The organism is Bacillus sp. FSL R5-0709, from assembly GCF_038004785.1.
In the GTDB taxonomy this organism is placed as follows: Bacteria; Bacillota; Bacilli; order Bacillales; family Bacillaceae_G; genus Bacillus_A; species Bacillus_A mycoides.
On sequence record NZ_JBBORT010000001.1, the window covers coordinates 1,596,002 to 1,613,017 of the forward strand.

A 17,016-nucleotide genomic window follows, 5' to 3' on the forward strand; every position below is an offset into this window, starting at 1 on the left:
ATTCATTATTTTTACGTGAAATTTTAATTTAAAAATAGTTAAGTTATATGATTCAGATGGGCAGTATACAATTAGTTCAAAGAAAACATTCTTTGAACTAATTAGCTATTAAATAAACTTGTTACATAAATAGTTCGTATAACAATAATTGATAGTGTTAAGGACATAGCTGTTCATATTTTTTTGTAATTCCTGTTATGGAATTGTTAAATATTTGCAGGTGTAATGTAAGGCTGCTTTATTTTGAAAGAAATCTTTTGAAATGGTCATAATATGAATAATAATTAGAAACAAATTTTTTAAAAATGATGAAAGACTTAAGAAGGTGAATATATTGCTTAAACATTCACATTTGCAATTTATCTTATTAACAATAGCTCTAATATTCTATATAAGCTTTTGTTTTATATTTTTATTTGTTTTTCCGAATCATTATTTTGTATCAGATTTTAATATCCGACTATCATCCTTAGTTGTTGAAACTACTGTATTTATCTCATTACTTTATTCTATATTATCCGGAAAAATTAAGTTAGGAGTATTCTGGGTTTGCATTACTATTGCAATAGGGTGTTTCTTGATCGGGAATTTTATATCCGCTTTTCAAGTACTTAATGTAGAATTACCAATACAAAATTTTAATATCTCTGATGTGTTTTTGTTGTTTTTCTTATTCTTCTTTCTCTTTGCATTCTTTTATAAAATCATTATGGAATGTAACAAGTGGGAAAAAGCGTATTTAATTTGTGATTTATGTATTGTTGTTACTGCTATTTTTACATTAGAGTGGTACCTGTTTAATAAACCTTCTGCAAATATCTTATTCTTATCAATTGGAGATGTTTTTCTCTCATTTATTTTTCCGATTATAGATTTATTACTTCTTTTATTAGGAGTTAGTCTAATCTTTCGACCAGCTATTTTTAATGCGAAAAGTAAATTATTTATTTTTATCCTCGTATTAACTGGATTGGCTATTACGGACTACTTGTATTTTTACTTACAAGATGATTTGTCAGATCGTTCACTTATATTATTAAGGTGTTTGTATAGAGTTTTCCTATTATTTATCGCTATTGCTGCTTCGATCTCAAAGAATGCATCTTCTAGAAGGAATTATTTCATTATCGATCCCACATTTGGGAAGAAACTTCTTGTTATATTTCCTTATCTTGCAGTTGCGGTATTAATTGGCTTTACTTTAAAAGAGCAAACTGCCTCGGCTACACTTATTACTGGGAATTGTATTGCATTTGTATTTGTGCTGATTCGTCATACTATCGTACGAATGCAAAACAGAGATTTAACCGAAATGTTAAAAGTGTTTAATAATCAATTAGAACAAAAAGTATCTCAAAGAACAGAAGATTTAATAAACAAATCCAATGACTTGGTCAAAAATCAAGAGAGATTTAAGTCATTATATGAGTATCACCCAGATCCTATTTTAACGATTAATTCAAATGGTACTGTGTTAAATATAAACCAGGCTGGAAGTATGTTATTAGGAAAAAACAGTGATGAATTAATAGGTAAAGAGTGCTTCTCGATTTTTTTAGACGAAGATAGATCTGAATTGGAAGCAGCTCTACAGGAAGGGAAACGATGCAGTTCGGCTTCGTTACAATTACGTGTGAAAAATAATAATGAGAAGGACATTCATTTTTGGTACGTCACCATTGTTCCTATTATGATAGAAGGACAAACTTTTGGGAGTTATGTAATGGTAAAAGACATTACGAGAATGAAGAAACAACAAGATGAGATAAACTATCTAGCATTCCATGATACAGTGACGGAGATTGGAAATCGAATATTCTTCCAAAAAGAATTAGAAAAATCCATTGAGCGTGCACGAAAAACGCAGGGTGAATTTGGACTCTTGTATATAGATTTAAATCGTTTTAAGACCATTAACGATACACTGGGACATTCAATTGGTGACAGTGTTTTAAAAGAAGTTGCTAAACGTTTTAGGACATGTCTGTCACCGGCTATTCCTCTAGCGAGAATAGGGGGAGATGAGTTTGCAATCATAGTCCATAACCATACAGAGCAACAGCTATTGGATTTGTGTGAAACTCTATTTCGTATAACTGAAGAAGCATTTGTAGTAAATCAGCATAGCTTTTACTTATCTCTTAGTATAGGAATAGCAGTGTATCCGTTTGGAGGAATAAATACTACTACACTTTTACAACATGCTGATATTGCTATGTATAGTGCAAAGGAAAAAGGTAATAATGCTGTTTGCATGTATGACGAGACATTATCAAAAAAAATAACAAGACGATTACGATTAGAACAGGATTTACCGAAGGCATTAGAAAATAATGAGTTGTTTTTATTATATCAACCACAAGTTGACAGTAAGACTGGTATGGTTATTGGTGCAGAGGCTTTAATTCGTTGGCAACATCCAGAACTGGGACTTATTGCTCCTTTTGAATTTATACCTATCGCGGAAGAAACGTCGCAAATTATTCCAATTGGGAAATGGACGTTACAGGAAGCGTGTCGACAACTGAAAAAGTGGCATTCTGCAGGCTATGTAAATCTAAAAATGGGGATAAATTTATCTGCTATAGAGTTTGAACAGAAAGATTTTGTTCAAGCAATCATATCTACCATAGAAGAAGTAGGGGTACCTGCTAGTTCGATTGATTTAGAATTAACAGAGAGAATAGCAATGGTAGATGAAAAAGAAACCTTATCGAGGTTAAAAGCATTAAAATCATATGGTGTACATTTATCAATTGACGATTTTGGTACAGGGTATTCTTCATTAGCATATCTCCCTTTGTATCCAATTGATACCTTGAAAATTCCAAGAGAATTTGTTAATAGGATCGGAAATTCTACTGATGGAAATGAAATTATTCATACCATTATTTCACTAGCGCATACTTTAAACATGAAAGTGATCGCAGAAGGGGTAGAAACGAAGGAACAATTAACAGTGTTACAACGTAATGCATGTTATCTAATTCAGGGCTATTACTACAGTAAACCTGTAAGTGAAGATGAATTCATCAAGTTTTTAAGCACAATGTCGCGTCACCTTTTCTAAGAAAACCACAATCTAGATTTGTTTTTTGTTGAAATTATAACAAATAGAGGACAGCAAAGTAACTGTCAAAATGTTTTAGCATTTAATTTGGCTTAATAGGAAATTCTAATGAGCAAAGACCTTATCTGATTTTAGTTTTAGAAAGGAGAGAAGCGGATGGATTCAATATGGCTAGAGTATGCTTGGGCATTGTTAATTTTAATCGGATTAGAAGGATTGTTATCGGCTGACAATGCCCTTGTACTAGCAGTTATAGCCAAGCATTTACCCGAAGAAGAGAAAAAAAGAGCTATAAATTACGGAATTATTATGGCCTTTGTTTTTCGATTCGCAGCCCTTTTTGCTATATCATTTATTGCAAATGTTTGGCAAATACAGGCGATAGGAGCAGCTTATCTTCTTTACTTAGGATTAAAGCATGTCATTCAGGCGCAATTCGGAAAAAATAATCAAAATATTCACAAGGAAGATGAAAAGGAAGCAGCAGGAAAAAGCTACTGGTTCACAGTAGGAAAGATTGCATTAGCTGACCTTGCCTTTGCGATTGATTCAATATTAGCCGCAGTTGCTCTTGCTCTGGGGCTTCCAGATTCTCCGCTTGACGATTTCGGAGGTATGGATGGAGGACAGTTCATTGTTGTACTTCTTGGAGGGATAGCTGGACTTATTTTAATTAAATTTGCGGCAACTTGGTTTGTACAATTACTGGAGAAACGTCCAGCACTAGAAACAACAGCATATGCAATTGTTGCCTGGGTCGGCGTCAAACTTGCTGTAATTACACTTGCCCATGAGGATATAGGTATTTTAGATCATGATTTTCCACACAGTACAACTTGGACTTTAATCTTCTACGGAGTATTAGTTGCCATCGCACTAATTGGTTGGTTTGCACCGGGAAGTAAGTCATCTCAGAATAATCCTAAAATGTAATACAAAGGTCAGAGCATTATGTGCTTTGTCCTTTGTAATGATAATTATATTGTGTATTTTTCGATTTAACGCTATAATTACAGTGTTAAAGATGGAATCGTGATATGACCTGTTATGAATCTATCATTTTATTTATGAATAAATGGATTGGTATTTTAGCAAGATGTGCTAATAAACTACTCCACCATGATGATAACGTGCCAAAAATGTGGTGCGTATATTTTCGTGGTGGAGTTTTTTTTATTCTCAAAAAGGGGGAGTAACCATGAACGACAGCATGGTTCATATTACAATTAACGGCAAAGAGTATAATGCTGAGCCTGGTTCAACTATACTGGGCATTATTAATGAGAACGGAATTGAACATCCACAAATTTGTTATGTGCCGGAAGTGGATCCTATTCAAACGTGTGATACTTGTATTGTAGAAGTTAACGGAAAGCTTGTGCGATCCTGTTCTACTGTAGTGACGAGCGGTATGAATATTGAGCTGTCCTCTACTAGTGCAAAGGCAGCACAACATGAGGCGATGGACCGTTTACTAGAAAATCATTTACTTTACTGTACGGTTTGTGACAACAATAACGGGAATTGTAAACTGCATAATACGGCAGAACTAATGGAAATTGAGCATCAAAAATATCCTTATGAGCCAAAAGTTGATGCAAGCGAAGTTGATATGTCTCATCCATTTTATCGCTATGATCCGAATCAATGTATCGCGTGCGGTCAATGTGTAGAGGTGTGTCAAAACTTACAAGTTAATGAAACGTTATCTATTGATTGGGAGGCAGAGCGCCCACGTGTTATTTGGGATGAAGGAGTAGATATTAACGATTCTTCATGTGTAAGCTGCGGTCAATGTGTAACGATTTGTCCTTGTAATGCATTAATGGAGAAATCGATGCTCGGTGAAGCTGGATTTATGACTGGGCTGAAGCCGGATATTCTTGAACCTATGGTCGATCTTATTAAAGAGGTTGAACCTGGATATAGCGGTATTTTCGCTGTGTCAGAAGTAGAAGCTGCGATGCGCGACACTCGTACGAAGAAGACGAAAACAGTATGTACGTTTTGTGGTGTAGGTTGTTCATTTGAAGTATGGACGAAAGGGCGCAAAATTTTAAAGGTGCAACCAACTTCTGAGGCACCAGTTAATGCAATTTCTACTTGTGTAAAAGGAAAATTCGGTTGGGATTTCGTTAATTCTGAAAAACGACTTACGAAACCTTTAATTCGTAAAAATGGAGTGTTCGTTGAATCGACTTGGGAAGAAGCGCTTCATGTAGTGGCGAATAAATTGGGCTCTATTAAAGAAGAGTACGGTAAAGGCTCTATCGGCTTTATTTCTTCTTCTAAAATTACGAATGAAGATAATTATGTTATTCAAAAATTAGCGCGTCAAGTGTTCGAAACGAATAACGTTGATAACTGCTCACGTTATTGTCAATCACCAGCGACAGATGGATTGTTCCGTACAATTGGTATGGGCGGAGATGCAGGGACGATTAAAGATATCGCACAATCGGGTCTTGTTATTATCGTCGGTTGTAATCCAACAGAAGGTCACCCAGTATTAGCAACTCGTGTGAAACGTGCGCATAAACTTCACGGTCAAAAACTAATTGTTGCAGATCTTCGTAAAACTGAAATGGCAGAGCGTTCGGATATCTTTATTAGTCCAAAGCAAGGAACGGACCAAGTATGGTTAATGGCTGTTACGAAATATATGATTGATCAAGGTTGGCACGATCAGCAGTTCATCGATGAGAATGTAAACTTCTTTGATGATTTCAAAGATAGTCTCGCGGAATATACGCTTGAATATGCAGAAGAGATTGCAGGTATTTCAAAAGAAACGCTCGTTAAAATGGCAGAAATGATTCGTGATGCAGATGGTACGTGTATTCTTTGGGGAATGGGGGTAACGCAAAATACTGGTGGTTCAGATACTTCCGCTGCAATTTCAAACTTACTTCTTGCAACAGGAAACTATCGTCGTCCAGGTGCTGGAGCATACCCGCTTCGAGGTCATAATAACGTACAAGGTGCTTGTGATATGGGGACACTTCCAGGCTGGCTTCCAGGATATCAGCACGTTACTGACGATGTAGAACGTGCGAAATTTGAAATAGCTTACGGAGTAAAAATTGATAACAAACCAGGTCTTAATAACATTGAAATGCTTCACGCAATTGATGAAGGGAAAATGAAAGCTATGTATCTTGTTGGAGAAGATATGGCTCTTGTAGACTCTAACGCAAATCACGTACATGAAGTGTTATCAAGCCTTGAATTCTTTGTCGTTCAAGATGTGTTCCTTTCTAAAACAGCTCAATACGCTGATGTAGTATTACCAGCAGCGCCATCTCTTGAGAAAGAAGGTACTTTTACAAATACTGAGCGTCGTGTACAAAGATTATATCAAGTGCTTCCAACGCTAGGAGATGCGAAACCAGACTGGTGGATCGTGCAGGCAATTGCTAATAAGTTAGGCGCAAACTGGAATTATAATCATCCAAGTGAAATCTTTGCTGAAATGGCAAGCTTATCACCACTATTCGCACACGCAAACTATGAAGTGCTTGAAGGGTGGAACAGTTTCCACTGGGGAAGTTTTGATGGAACGAATACGCCGCTGCTATTTAAAGATGGATTTAACTTCCCGGACAAAAAAGCTCGTTTTGCGATAGCTGATTGGGTACGTCCTGCTGCATTCCCAGCAGAATACGATCTTCACATTAATAACGGTCGTATGCTTGAACATTTCCATGAAGGGAACATGACAAATAAATCAACTGGTATTCAATCGAAAGTACCAGGTGTTTTCGTTGAAGTTTCTCCAGAGTTAGCAAGGGAACGTGGAGTGAAAACTGGTTCGTTAGTACGTCTTGTTTCTCCATTCGGAGCACTTAAATTACGTGCACTCGTAACGGATCGTGTAAAAGCGAATGAGCTGTATTTACCGATGAACTCGACAGACAATGAAACGGCGATTAATTTCTTAACAGGTCCTGCGGTCGATCAACGTACGAATACGCCTGCATATAAACAAACGAAAGTGCGTATGGAAGTGTTACAAGTAGAAGGTGAAAATCCGATGCCAAAAACGAACCCGCGTAATAAAAAGCGTCATCCTCAAAACGGCATTGAGGTAAATCGCAAGTGGGCTCGTCCAGGATACGTACACTTAACGGATAAAGTGAAACTTTAATCAGGTGGGGGTTCTTTATCCCCTACTGATTATTAGCCTTCACCAATCGGGCTTTTATGGGCAGCCCAACCCCCACCTAACTTCTTGGCTTTCATTGAATTTTGAGGTAGGGGTCTTACTGCCCGCAAATAGCGGGATAAATAGGGAGGAGAAAAGGATATGGCGGCACCTATTCAAGCAATCCAAAAGCAGGAGCTAACTGAGGAAGAACGAAAACAACAAAAACTCGAAGATTTAAAAGAACTTCTAGCTAATAATGAAGAATCTTTAAATCAAATGTTTAATATAGTAGGTGAACTAAATGACATTGGGATGCTAGAATCTGCAAATTCTATGCTGAAAGCGAAAGAACCAATCGCAAAAATTGTTCTAGGTCAAGTCACCCGTGAACCAGTTACAAATTTAATTAATAATATGATGGGCGCTGCAGGAGCTTTAACAGAACTTGATCCGGAACTTACGAAAAAGCTTATAGGTAGCGTATTGACAGGTATGGATGAAGGAAACCAGCATCTGCAAAGTAATAAGAAAGTAGGAATATTTGACCTTATGAAAGTACTGAAGGATCCAGATATTAATCGTGCTATCGGATTTGGTCTTCATTTCTTAAAAGGCATGGGTAAAGGGTTAAAAGAAGAATAGATAAGCAACAATAATAGTATTTCATATGTGATTTGTTTACTTGAGATAATTGTAAAAGATGATCCATTTCGTCTCATTATTAAATAGTTTAGACGAAATGATCATTTTGTTAAAATAGTTGTGATGGAATAACTAGGAAGGAATGAGAGTATGTCAAAAATGGTACATGAATTTAATGATATGATCCGAAAGCTTCGAAAAGAGTTGTTCGGGAAAGGGCCGGAAAGAATTCATACTGTATTTACCGAGAACATGGCGATTGCAACACTTTATGGGAATTTAACACCTACTGAGAAATTTATTTCGGGAACTACGGATGGGGCGGAAATGGTTCATATGGCTCGAACGAAAATGATTCAAGAAGTGTATGTGGCTAATCCTCATGAACATTTAGAAGAACTTGTTGGTGCGAAGTTAGTTCATCTGTTTTCTGATATGAAAGTAGATGAGGATATTGCAGTTTCCGTGTTTGTTTTTGATAAAAATATAACGTGAGAGAAGGATGCTCATCGTGAAATCGATTCAGGTGGAACGGAAAATTTTTAAATATGAGAAAGGGGAATTTAAACATATAGAGGACAGCATTGTAACAGAGTTTCCTGTTACGGTTAAAATTAACGGCCAGGAATTTGTTACAATGGTTAGTACTCCAGAGTATATTGAAGATATGGTAATTGGCTTTTTAGCCTCTGAAGGCATTATCCGAAAGTATGAAGATATTGATGAAATATGGATGCAAGAAAAAGAAGGCTATGTACATGTAAAAACGACGAAAATCAATCCTTATTATCGTGACATACAAAACAAACGTTATATTACTTCGTGCTGTGGAATGAGTAGGCAAGGGTTTGTTTTTGCGAACGATGCGCTGACTGCGAAAGAAATGAATGATATTCGCGTAAAGATCTCTGCCGAGGATTGTTTTCGGTTAATGAATGATATGCAGCAATCTGCGTCTACGTTTCAACATACAGGCGGCGTTCATAATGCAGCTTTATGTAATGTGAGTGGAATTGTTTTAAGCCGCATGGATATAGGAAGACATAACGCTTTAGACAAAATTTACGGCTATTGTTTAAAAAATAACATTTCGATTGGTGATAAAATTATTGTTTTTAGTGGACGTATCTCTTCTGAAATTCTATTAAAAGTTGCGAAAATTGGCTGTGAAGTAATATTGTCAAAATCAGCTCCAACTGAGTTAGCATTAGAACTAGCGGAGCAGTTAGGGATTACTACAATAGGCTTCATTCGTAATAAATCTTTAAATGTATATACGCATCCAGAGCGGATTATAAATATAAAATAAGTAGAAACGAGGCAATAATCATGAAATCTGTTACATTAGACAAATTAGATCGTCCTTTAAAGGATTTACGTATTTCTGTTACTGATCGCTGTAATTTTCGCTGTCGATATTGTATGCCAGAAGAAATATTTGGTCGTGATTATTCTTTTTTGTCTAATGATAAAATTTTATCTTTTGATGAAATTGAAAGGATTACACGTATTTTCGTTTCTTTAGGTGTAAGAAAGTTACGTATTACCGGAGGAGAGCCTTTACTTCGAAAAGACTTACCTGAACTCATACAGCGGTTAAACGAAATTGATGGAGTAGAGGATATTGGTTTAACGACAAATGGATCATTACTTAAAAAGTTTGCTCCAGATTTATATAAGGCGGGTTTATCTCGTGTGACAGTTAGTTTAGACTCGTTAAATGAAGAGAGATTTTCTTATTTAAATGGGAATAGAAGTAAAGTAAAAACGGTTCTTGCAGGAATACAGGCTGCGGCGGAAGCCGGAATGAAAATTAAAATGAACATGGTTGTTCAAAAAGGGAAAAATGAACAAGACATCGTTCAGATGGCAGAGTACTTTAAAGAGAATAAGCATATCCTTCGGTTCATTGAATATATGGATGTCGGAAATTTTAACGGCTGGGAATTAGGCGAAGTAGTTTCTAAGCAAGAAATAGTAGAGATGATTCATAAAGTTATGCCGCTTGAACGTATTGAAGCGAACTATCTTGGTGAAGTTGCGACACGTTATCGCTATATCGGTAGTGATGAAGAAATAGGAATTATTTCATCTGTAACAGATTCGTTCTGTTCATCATGTACAAGAGCACGTATTTCCGCAGAAGGGAAATTGTATACTTGTTTGTTTGCTTCTAAAGGAAACGATCTTAAAGAATTACTTCGTACTGGATATACGGATGAGGAGATTACTAATGTTATTCGTGACATTTGGAATAATCGTTCAGACCGTTATTCAGATGAACGGTTAAGCGATACGAATAAAAAAATAATGCCGAAAATTGAAATGTCTCATATCGGTGGCTGAGAAACTACTATGAATATGGATTCTCTTTGTTAACGTAAATAGTGGGAAATGTGCAAGTTTTGTACACTTTCTATGAGTATAGTAAAAATGATGATTGATATTTCTGTAAGAGATATGCAGAGAGATTAAGCAGCATTCAAAAATCCTTACGATGGTAAGGGTTTTTGGTGCTGCTTTTTTTAGATGAGAAAAATGGAGGAATTGGTTATGGCATTTCATAAACCGGAACAAATTGCTGCGCTTGTGATTGAATCCGGTGTTCAAAAGGTAAGGCAACCGCTATCAGCTATGCTTATCCTTGGTTTTTTAGGAGGAGCATTCATTTCGATAGGATTTTTACTTAATATTCGTGTTCTCGGTAATGTACCGGAGCAATGGGGAAGTTTAGTCAATTTTATAGGAGGAGCGGTTTTTCCTATCGGACTGATGCTAGTTGTGTTAACAGGAGGAGAATTAATTACGGGAAATATGATGTCAATGTCTATGGCACTTTATGCACGGAAAATTTCATTGAAACATGTGTTACACAATTGGGCCTGGATTACTTTAACTAACTTTGTAGGTGCACTTTTCGTAGCGTATTGTTTCGGTCATCTTGGCGGGTTAACTGAGGGAGCGTATTTAAATAAAACGATAGCGATAGCTCAAGATAAGTTACATGAATCTTTTGGGAGAACGTTAATTTTAGCAATTGGCTGTAACTGGCTCGTTTGCCTTGCGATTTGGTTAGCATACGGAACGAACGATTTAATTGGGAAGATTGTTGGAATTTGGATTCCGATTATGGCATTTGTCGTAATTGGATTTCAACAAGTAGTAGCAAATATGTTTGTCATTTCAGCCGTGATTTTTGCGGGTCACCTTACGTGGATGGATCTTGCGAAAAACTTTGTGCCTGTCTTTATCGGAAATGTAATTGGCGGAGCGGGATTTGTTGGATTCGCTTATTTTTCTTGTTATCAGAAACAAAGTGCTATCGAAGAAGATGTATTGAAAAAATAACAGTATATGAAGCTGATTTTTACATGAAAGGAAGGTTACCTCATGATAGAGCGGTATTCACGACAACAGTTGTTCACTCCTATTGGAAAAGAAGGGCAAGAGAAGATTAGAAATAAGCATGTATTAATAATAGGGGCAGGTGCGTTAGGAAGTGCAAGTGCAGAGGCGTTTGTACGTGCAGGTATCGGGAAATTAACGATTATTGATCGCGATTACGTAGAATGGAGCAATTTACAGCGGCAACAACTTTACGCTGAACAAGATGCGATAGAAAAATTGCCAAAAGCAATTGCAGCGCAGAATCGTCTCAAACAAATTAATTCAGACGTGCAAATTCAAGCTCTTGTAATGGATGCAAGAGTAGATAATATGGAAGCTTTACTAGGTGGTGTCGATGTCATTATTGATGCAACAGATAATTTCGATATTCGGTTCGTGATTAATGATACATCACAAAAATACAATATCCCTTGGATTTACGGTTCTTGTGTCGGAAGTTATGGCATGAGCTATACAATTATTCCGAAGAAAACACCGTGCTTACATTGCGTGTTGAAAAGTGTTCCTGTTACAGGGGCGACATGTGACACAGTTGGAATTATTAGTCCAGCTGTTCAAATCGTCGCAGCGTACCAAGTGGCAGAAGCATTCAAAATTTTAGTAGAAGACTATGAAGCAGTTCGGAAAACTTTTTTAATGTTTGATATATGGAGTAATCAACATCATTCTCTCAAACTAGGAAAAATCAAAACAGAAGACTGTCCTTCGTGCGGAACAAATAGAACTTATCCTTATTTATCATACGAAAATCAAACGAAGACAGCTGTGTTATGCGGAAGAAATACAGTTCAAATTAGACCGGTGCATAATAGTCATTACGACTTTGACGAGTTAGAAAAAGTATTGAAAAACCACGGGAAAGTTGATCGGAATCCATATTTGCTCTCTTGCCAATTAGAAGAGTATCGCATCGTCATTTTTCAAGATGGGCGTGTATTTATTCACGGAACGAATGAAATTCAAAAAGCAAAACAACTTTACTATCGGTTATTAGGGTAATAGAAAGGGATTGGTAATGATGGAAAGAAGAGTGCCAATTACAGTTGAAGAGGCTGTTCGTAAAGTGATGGAATTTGCTAATTATGGTGTAAAAGAACTAGTACCACTGGAATTAGCATACGGACGGACGTTAGCAGACGATTTAGTAGCTGATCACGATGTTCCTTCCTTCGATCGCTCGCCATATGATGGATTTGCTATTAGGGCAGAAGATACGTCGCGGGCAAGTCGTGAGAATCCAATTGTATTTGAAGTCATCGGTGAAATTGGAGCAGGTTCTGTATTCCATAAAGAAGTAGAAGCGTTTCAAGCAGTTCGAATTATGACAGGCGCACAAATTCCGAAAGGATGTAACGCGGTCGTCATGCTAGAACTCACTCGTCATCGTCAATATGAAAATATCGGAAAAAGCTATATGGAAGTGAGGCGCTCATTTAAAGAAGGGGACAATATATCCTTTCAAGGTGAAGATGCACGTAAAGGAACCGTTCTCGCAAAAAGAGGTTGTTACATTAATCCAGGTATTTCTGCTCTTCTTGCTACATTCGGTTATAGCGAAGTGCCAGTAGCGAAAAAGCCCATAATTGGACTATTAGCGACTGGGAGTGAACTTCTCGATGTAAATGAAGAACTACAACCTGGGAAAATCCGAAATAGTAATACGTATATGATATCGTCTCAAATTCGAAGAGCAGGTGGAAGAGTAAAATACTTCGGGAAGTTTAGCGACGATTTGAATACGTGCTACGAGGCAGTGAAAAAAGCGTTAAGCGAAGTGGATATGTTAATTACAACTGGTGGTGTTTCGGTAGGCGACTATGACTATTTGCCAGCTATATACGAAAAATTAGGCGCATCAGTTCTTTTTAATAAAGTAGCCATGCGGCCGGGTAGCGTCACGACTGTAGCGCAATTAAACGGAAAATTATTATTTGGATTATCAGGTAATCCATCTGCTTGTTACGTAGGCTTTGAATTATTCGTAAAACCTAGCATTCGTACGTATATGTTTAGCGAAAAACCACATGTGAAACGAGAAAAAGCAATGCTCGGAGAAGATTTTCTAAAACCGAATCCATTTACAAGATTTGTACGAGCGAAGTTGAAGTATAACGAAGGACAACTAATCGCTTATCCATCAGGATTTGATAAATCTAGTTCCGTTTCTTCATTAGCAGAATCAAACATTTTTATCGTATTACTAGGTGGAACGAGAGGATATGAGAAAGGGATGTTTGTAGACGTTCTTTTATTAGAAGATAACGAAGGTAGTGAATGGCCTTGGACATTTCGTAAAGTGGGGAGAGGTTTTGATGGGTCAAGCACGATTTGAAATTGTAGATATTCCGATTGTAGTTGAAGAAGTAACGAATAAAGTAGCAAGACGCGAAGCGGGAGCAATTACAACTTTTATAGGAACAGTTAGAGAATTAACGAAAGGAAAACGAACGCTACATCTTGAGTATGAAGCATATAAACCGATGGCAGTAAAAAAGCTTACTGAAATTGGAGAAGAAATTAAGAGAAAGTGGCCGGATGCAAAAATAGCAATTACGCACCGAGTAGGACGATTAGAAATAATGGATATCGCAGTTGTCATTGCAGTATCGTCACCGCATCGTAAAGTAGCGTACGAAGCGAATGAATACGCAATTGAACGTATAAAGAGAATCGTCCCAATTTGGAAAAAAGAATTTTGGGAAGATGGAACGGAGTGGATTGGTGATCAACTTGAAAATACTCCCTATCCAGAAGGAAAACCAAAGAAAGAAGAATGAGAGAATGATTACAATTTTATTGTTCGCAAATTTACGAGAAGAAGTCGGCTCAGAGAGATTAGCAATAATAGAAAAACGAGAGATGACTGTTCATCAATTGAAAAAATGGCTGAAAGATAACTATCAATTACAGACGCTAGATAAAGTTATGGCAGCAATTAATGAAGAATTTGTAACGGAAGAAGATATTGTAAGAGCTGGAGATACTGTCGCGTTTATCCCACCTGTAAGTGGAGGTTAATTCTTTCTATTAGAATATTAATTTTTTCATATGTTAAGGAGGATCATTATGAGTGAGTTTTCGCATTGGAACGAAGAGGGAAGAGCTGAAATGGTTGATATTTCTCAAAAAGATATTTCAACACGCACAGCTATTGCACAAAGTACAATTTCTTTATCAAATGAACTATTTGAAGCAATCCAAAGTGGGGGATTGAAAAAAGGTGACCCGCTTCAAGTCGCACAAGTGGCTGGCATAATCGGTGCTAAAAAAACAGCGGATATAATCCCTATGTGTCACCCGATATTAATCCAAGGAACTGATTTTACGTTTCATTATGAAAAGAAAACCGATGGCTATGAGTTGACCATACGAGCGACAGTAACATGCAGTGGTAAAACAGGGGTAGAAATGGAAGCATTAACTGCCGTATCAATCGCCGCTCTTACTTTTTACGATATGTGTAAAGCTGTTGATAAAACGATGGTTATGAAAGAAACGTATTTAGTGCAAAAAACGGGTGGGAAAAGCGGAGACTTTGTCCATCAGGTGAAATGACTATAATGGAAGGAATGTGTATGATGATTACTCACGAACAAATTATGAATGCTTTAAGCCATGTAGAAGATCCGGAGTTGCACAAGAGTATTGTGGAATTAAATATGGTCAGAAATATAAAGATAGATGGTACAGAGGTTGGGCTAGAAGTAGTTTTAACGATACAAGGTTGTCCGCTAAAGGCGAAAATTCAACAAGATATTGAAGACTCTCTTCGAAATATTGGTGCATCGAAAGTGTCTTTAACATTTGGTTCAATGACACCGGAAGAACGAGCGGCATTAACAGCGTCTTTAAAGAAAGAAGCTAGAACAGAAACTGGAATGCCTAGTATGCTTCGACCTGATTCAGGAGTACGTTTTATTACTGTAACGAGCGGAAAAGGAGGAGTTGGTAAATCAACTGTGACGATTAACCTTGCTACTGCTTTAGCGCGTATGGGTAAAAAGGTTGGGATTTTAGATGCAGATATATACGGGTTCAGTATCCCGGCAATGATGGAAACGAATGAAAAGCCAACGATGATCGATCAAACCGCACTTCCAGTCGTTAGTCACGGTGTTAAAATTATGTCGATGGGATTCTTCACAGAAGGGAATAACCCAGTAATGTGGCGAGGACCAATGTTAAACAAATGGATTCAAAACTTCCTTGCGAACACACACTGGGGAAAACTAGACTATCTTCTTCTAGATTTACCACCAGGAACAGGAGACGTTGCGATAGATGTCGCTGCCATGATTCCACAAGCGAAGGAAATTATCGTTACAACGCCTCATAACGTAGCATCATTTGTCGCATCTAGAGTAGGAGTGATGGCAAAAAATACGAAACACGATATTTTAGGTATCGTTGAAAACATGGCATATTACGAAGAAAAAGATGGGTCAAGAAACTACCTCTTCGGAAAAGGTGGCGGCGAAATGTTAGCAGAACAACTGCAAACAGAAGTAATCGCCCAAATACCGTTTGCGAAGCGTGAAGAGAATAATGGATCATGTGTATATGATGAAGATTCACTTGTTGGGGAGATGTTTACTTCTTTAGCGGAGGATCTAATTTATAACGGATAGATTGATATAAAAGTGGGATACATAGCATGTATGTATCCCACTTTTTATTTTTTATGGAGTTATTTTAATAGTTTTAAAGGTTATATATTTAAGATTGTAGTAACTTCGAAACCATTTGCGGAATTTGATTTGCTTGTGAAACCATAGTAAGTGCAACTTCAGTTAACAATTTAAACTTTAAAAAATCACTCATTTCTTGCGCCATATCCGCATCTTCAATTCGAGAAGCAGCATCTGTTAAAGCCATACTTTGGCTATTTAAATTTTCGATATTAAACTGCAAACGATTCATCATCGTGCCAAGATCAGCACGATGAAGTGATACATTTTGTAAAGCCTCTTCAATTTTACGAATCGCCGCTCTTGCTTCTTGTTCTGTTGAAATCTTGATGTCATGTTGTGTAGGGGAAGGGGGAATATGTTTCGTCATATGTACTGTATGACCGATATCATCTAACGTAACAGGAAGGCTTTGACCGTCAAATACAGATAAATCGTTAAACTCAGTTGTCTCACCAATATAACCAATTTGTTCTGTTAAGGATTGAAACTCTTTATTCAGTACATCACGGTTTTTATTTGAATTTGTACCGTTCGCAGATTGGACAGCTAAATCACGCATACGCTGCAAAATAGTCGTAACAGTTTGAAGGGCAGCTTCCGCTGTACGAAGCATCGATATCGCATCCTCATTATTACGAATCGCAACACGCATACCGCTCGCTCTCGCATGCATACGAGTCACAATCGCAATATTCGCCGGATTATCAGAAGCGTCATTTAACTTCTTACCAGTCGCCAAATGCCCCATCGCAACATTCATACGTTTCTCATTCTCATACAACGACTGCCTAGCATTCATACTTAAAACATTTGTACCAATACGCATAATAGACACTCCTTATAGATTCATATAGGGTCTTAAAGCCAATAAACGGCTATGAAAAGAAAAAGAGATTTTATGCTCATTTCCTATTTGTGTTTTAACATGGAAGGGGATCGAGATAGGCACCGACCGTCTCTATGTATAGCGGATGCTCTCTTCCACCTAAAAAAAGAAAGGTTTTACAAATAATTCATTTATATAGAAAAAATGAACCACTCCGCAAGCAGAGTGGTTC

Annotated in this window: 15 protein-coding genes and 1 pseudogene; 15 read left to right on the forward strand and 1 reads right to left on the reverse strand. The window is 37.1% G+C overall.

Translation table 11 applies throughout. The features are described 5' to 3' along the window. Positions 1 to 334: 334 nt before the first annotated feature. From MKX37_RS08250 to MKX37_RS08320, 15 genes and pseudogenes are all read left to right on the forward strand, one after another. Complete coding sequence (locus MKX37_RS08250) at positions 335 to 3,070, forward strand: sensor domain-containing protein (RefSeq protein WP_078421947.1); 2,736 nt, start codon at positions 335 to 337, stop codon at positions 3,068 to 3,070. Between the two features lie 156 nt (positions 3,071 to 3,226). Beyond that, entirely contained in the window at positions 3,227 to 4,003 is a 777-nt protein-coding gene (locus tag MKX37_RS08255; RefSeq protein WP_002086470.1) for a TerC family protein, read from the forward strand. A 104-nt stretch (positions 4,004 to 4,107) separates the two neighbouring features. Continuing rightward, positions 4,108 to 4,300 (forward strand): annotated as a pseudogene (locus MKX37_RS08260) (hypothetical protein). After that, positions 4,269 to 7,217, forward strand: coding sequence for a formate dehydrogenase subunit alpha (gene fdhF / locus MKX37_RS08265; protein ID WP_078421946.1), 2,949 nt, complete (start codon positions 4,269 to 4,271; stop codon positions 7,215 to 7,217). Before MKX37_RS08260 ends, fdhF begins: the two are co-directional and overlap by 32 nt. Before the next feature lie 159 nt (positions 7,218 to 7,376). Next, the gene (locus tag MKX37_RS08270; protein ID WP_078421944.1) at positions 7,377 to 7,859 is read left to right on the forward strand and encodes a DUF1641 domain-containing protein; all 483 of its coding nucleotides are present in this window, start codon (positions 7,377 to 7,379) and stop codon (positions 7,857 to 7,859) included. Between the two features lie 150 nt (positions 7,860 to 8,009). Continuing rightward, complete coding sequence (locus tag MKX37_RS08275; protein ID WP_002012015.1) at positions 8,010 to 8,354, forward strand: DUF2294 domain-containing protein; 345 nt, start codon at positions 8,010 to 8,012, stop codon at positions 8,352 to 8,354. 16 nt (positions 8,355 to 8,370) lie between these two features. After that, positions 8,371 to 9,168, forward strand: coding sequence for a formate dehydrogenase accessory sulfurtransferase FdhD (gene fdhD / locus MKX37_RS08280; protein ID WP_078421943.1), 798 nt, complete (start codon positions 8,371 to 8,373; stop codon positions 9,166 to 9,168). Positions 9,169 to 9,188: 20 nt separating this feature from the next. Then, positions 9,189 to 10,205, forward strand: a complete 1,017-nt coding sequence (moaA, locus tag MKX37_RS08285; RefSeq protein ID WP_078421942.1) for a GTP 3',8-cyclase MoaA — start codon at positions 9,189 to 9,191, stop codon at positions 10,203 to 10,205. Between the two features lie 207 nt (positions 10,206 to 10,412). Beyond that, a complete protein-coding gene (locus MKX37_RS08290; RefSeq protein WP_002126614.1) occupies positions 10,413 to 11,207 on the forward strand; it encodes a formate/nitrite transporter family protein in 795 nt (264 codons plus the stop codon). A gap of 42 nt (positions 11,208 to 11,249) precedes the next feature. Further along, complete coding sequence (locus MKX37_RS08295) at positions 11,250 to 12,266, forward strand: molybdopterin-synthase adenylyltransferase MoeB (RefSeq protein ID WP_078421939.1); 1,017 nt, start codon at positions 11,250 to 11,252, stop codon at positions 12,264 to 12,266. A 19-nt stretch (positions 12,267 to 12,285) separates the two neighbouring features. Next, positions 12,286 to 13,599 (forward strand): molybdopterin molybdotransferase MoeA, encoded by a 1,314-nt coding sequence (locus MKX37_RS08300; RefSeq protein WP_139367915.1) that lies wholly within the window; start codon positions 12,286 to 12,288, stop codon positions 13,597 to 13,599. Continuing rightward, positions 13,580 to 14,044 carry a molybdopterin synthase catalytic subunit MoaE gene (gene moaE, locus MKX37_RS08305; RefSeq protein WP_002168724.1) on the forward strand — a complete coding sequence of 155 codons (465 nt, stop codon included), beginning with the start codon at positions 13,580 to 13,582 and terminating at the stop codon, positions 14,042 to 14,044. The genes MKX37_RS08300 and moaE overlap by 20 nt, the downstream gene beginning before the upstream one ends. Positions 14,045 to 14,048: 4 nt before the next feature. Then, a complete protein-coding gene (moaD, locus tag MKX37_RS08310; protein ID WP_078421937.1) occupies positions 14,049 to 14,285 on the forward strand; it encodes a molybdopterin converting factor subunit 1 in 237 nt (78 codons plus the stop codon). A 48-nt stretch (positions 14,286 to 14,333) separates the two neighbouring features. Continuing rightward, complete coding sequence (gene moaC / locus MKX37_RS08315; RefSeq protein ID WP_078421936.1) at positions 14,334 to 14,822, forward strand: cyclic pyranopterin monophosphate synthase MoaC; 489 nt, start codon at positions 14,334 to 14,336, stop codon at positions 14,820 to 14,822. Positions 14,823 to 14,842: 20 nt separating this feature from the next. After that, positions 14,843 to 15,895, forward strand: a complete 1,053-nt coding sequence (locus tag MKX37_RS08320) for a P-loop NTPase (RefSeq protein ID WP_078421962.1) — start codon at positions 14,843 to 14,845, stop codon at positions 15,893 to 15,895. A gap of 88 nt (positions 15,896 to 15,983) precedes the next feature. Here the strand turns inward: MKX37_RS08320 and MKX37_RS08325 are convergent, their stop codons facing one another. Further along, on the reverse strand, positions 15,984 to 16,784 hold the full coding sequence (locus MKX37_RS08325) for a flagellin N-terminal helical domain-containing protein (RefSeq protein WP_078421935.1): 801 nt from the start codon (positions 16,782 to 16,784) through the stop codon (positions 15,984 to 15,986). Positions 16,785 to 17,016: the final 232 nt, after the last annotated feature.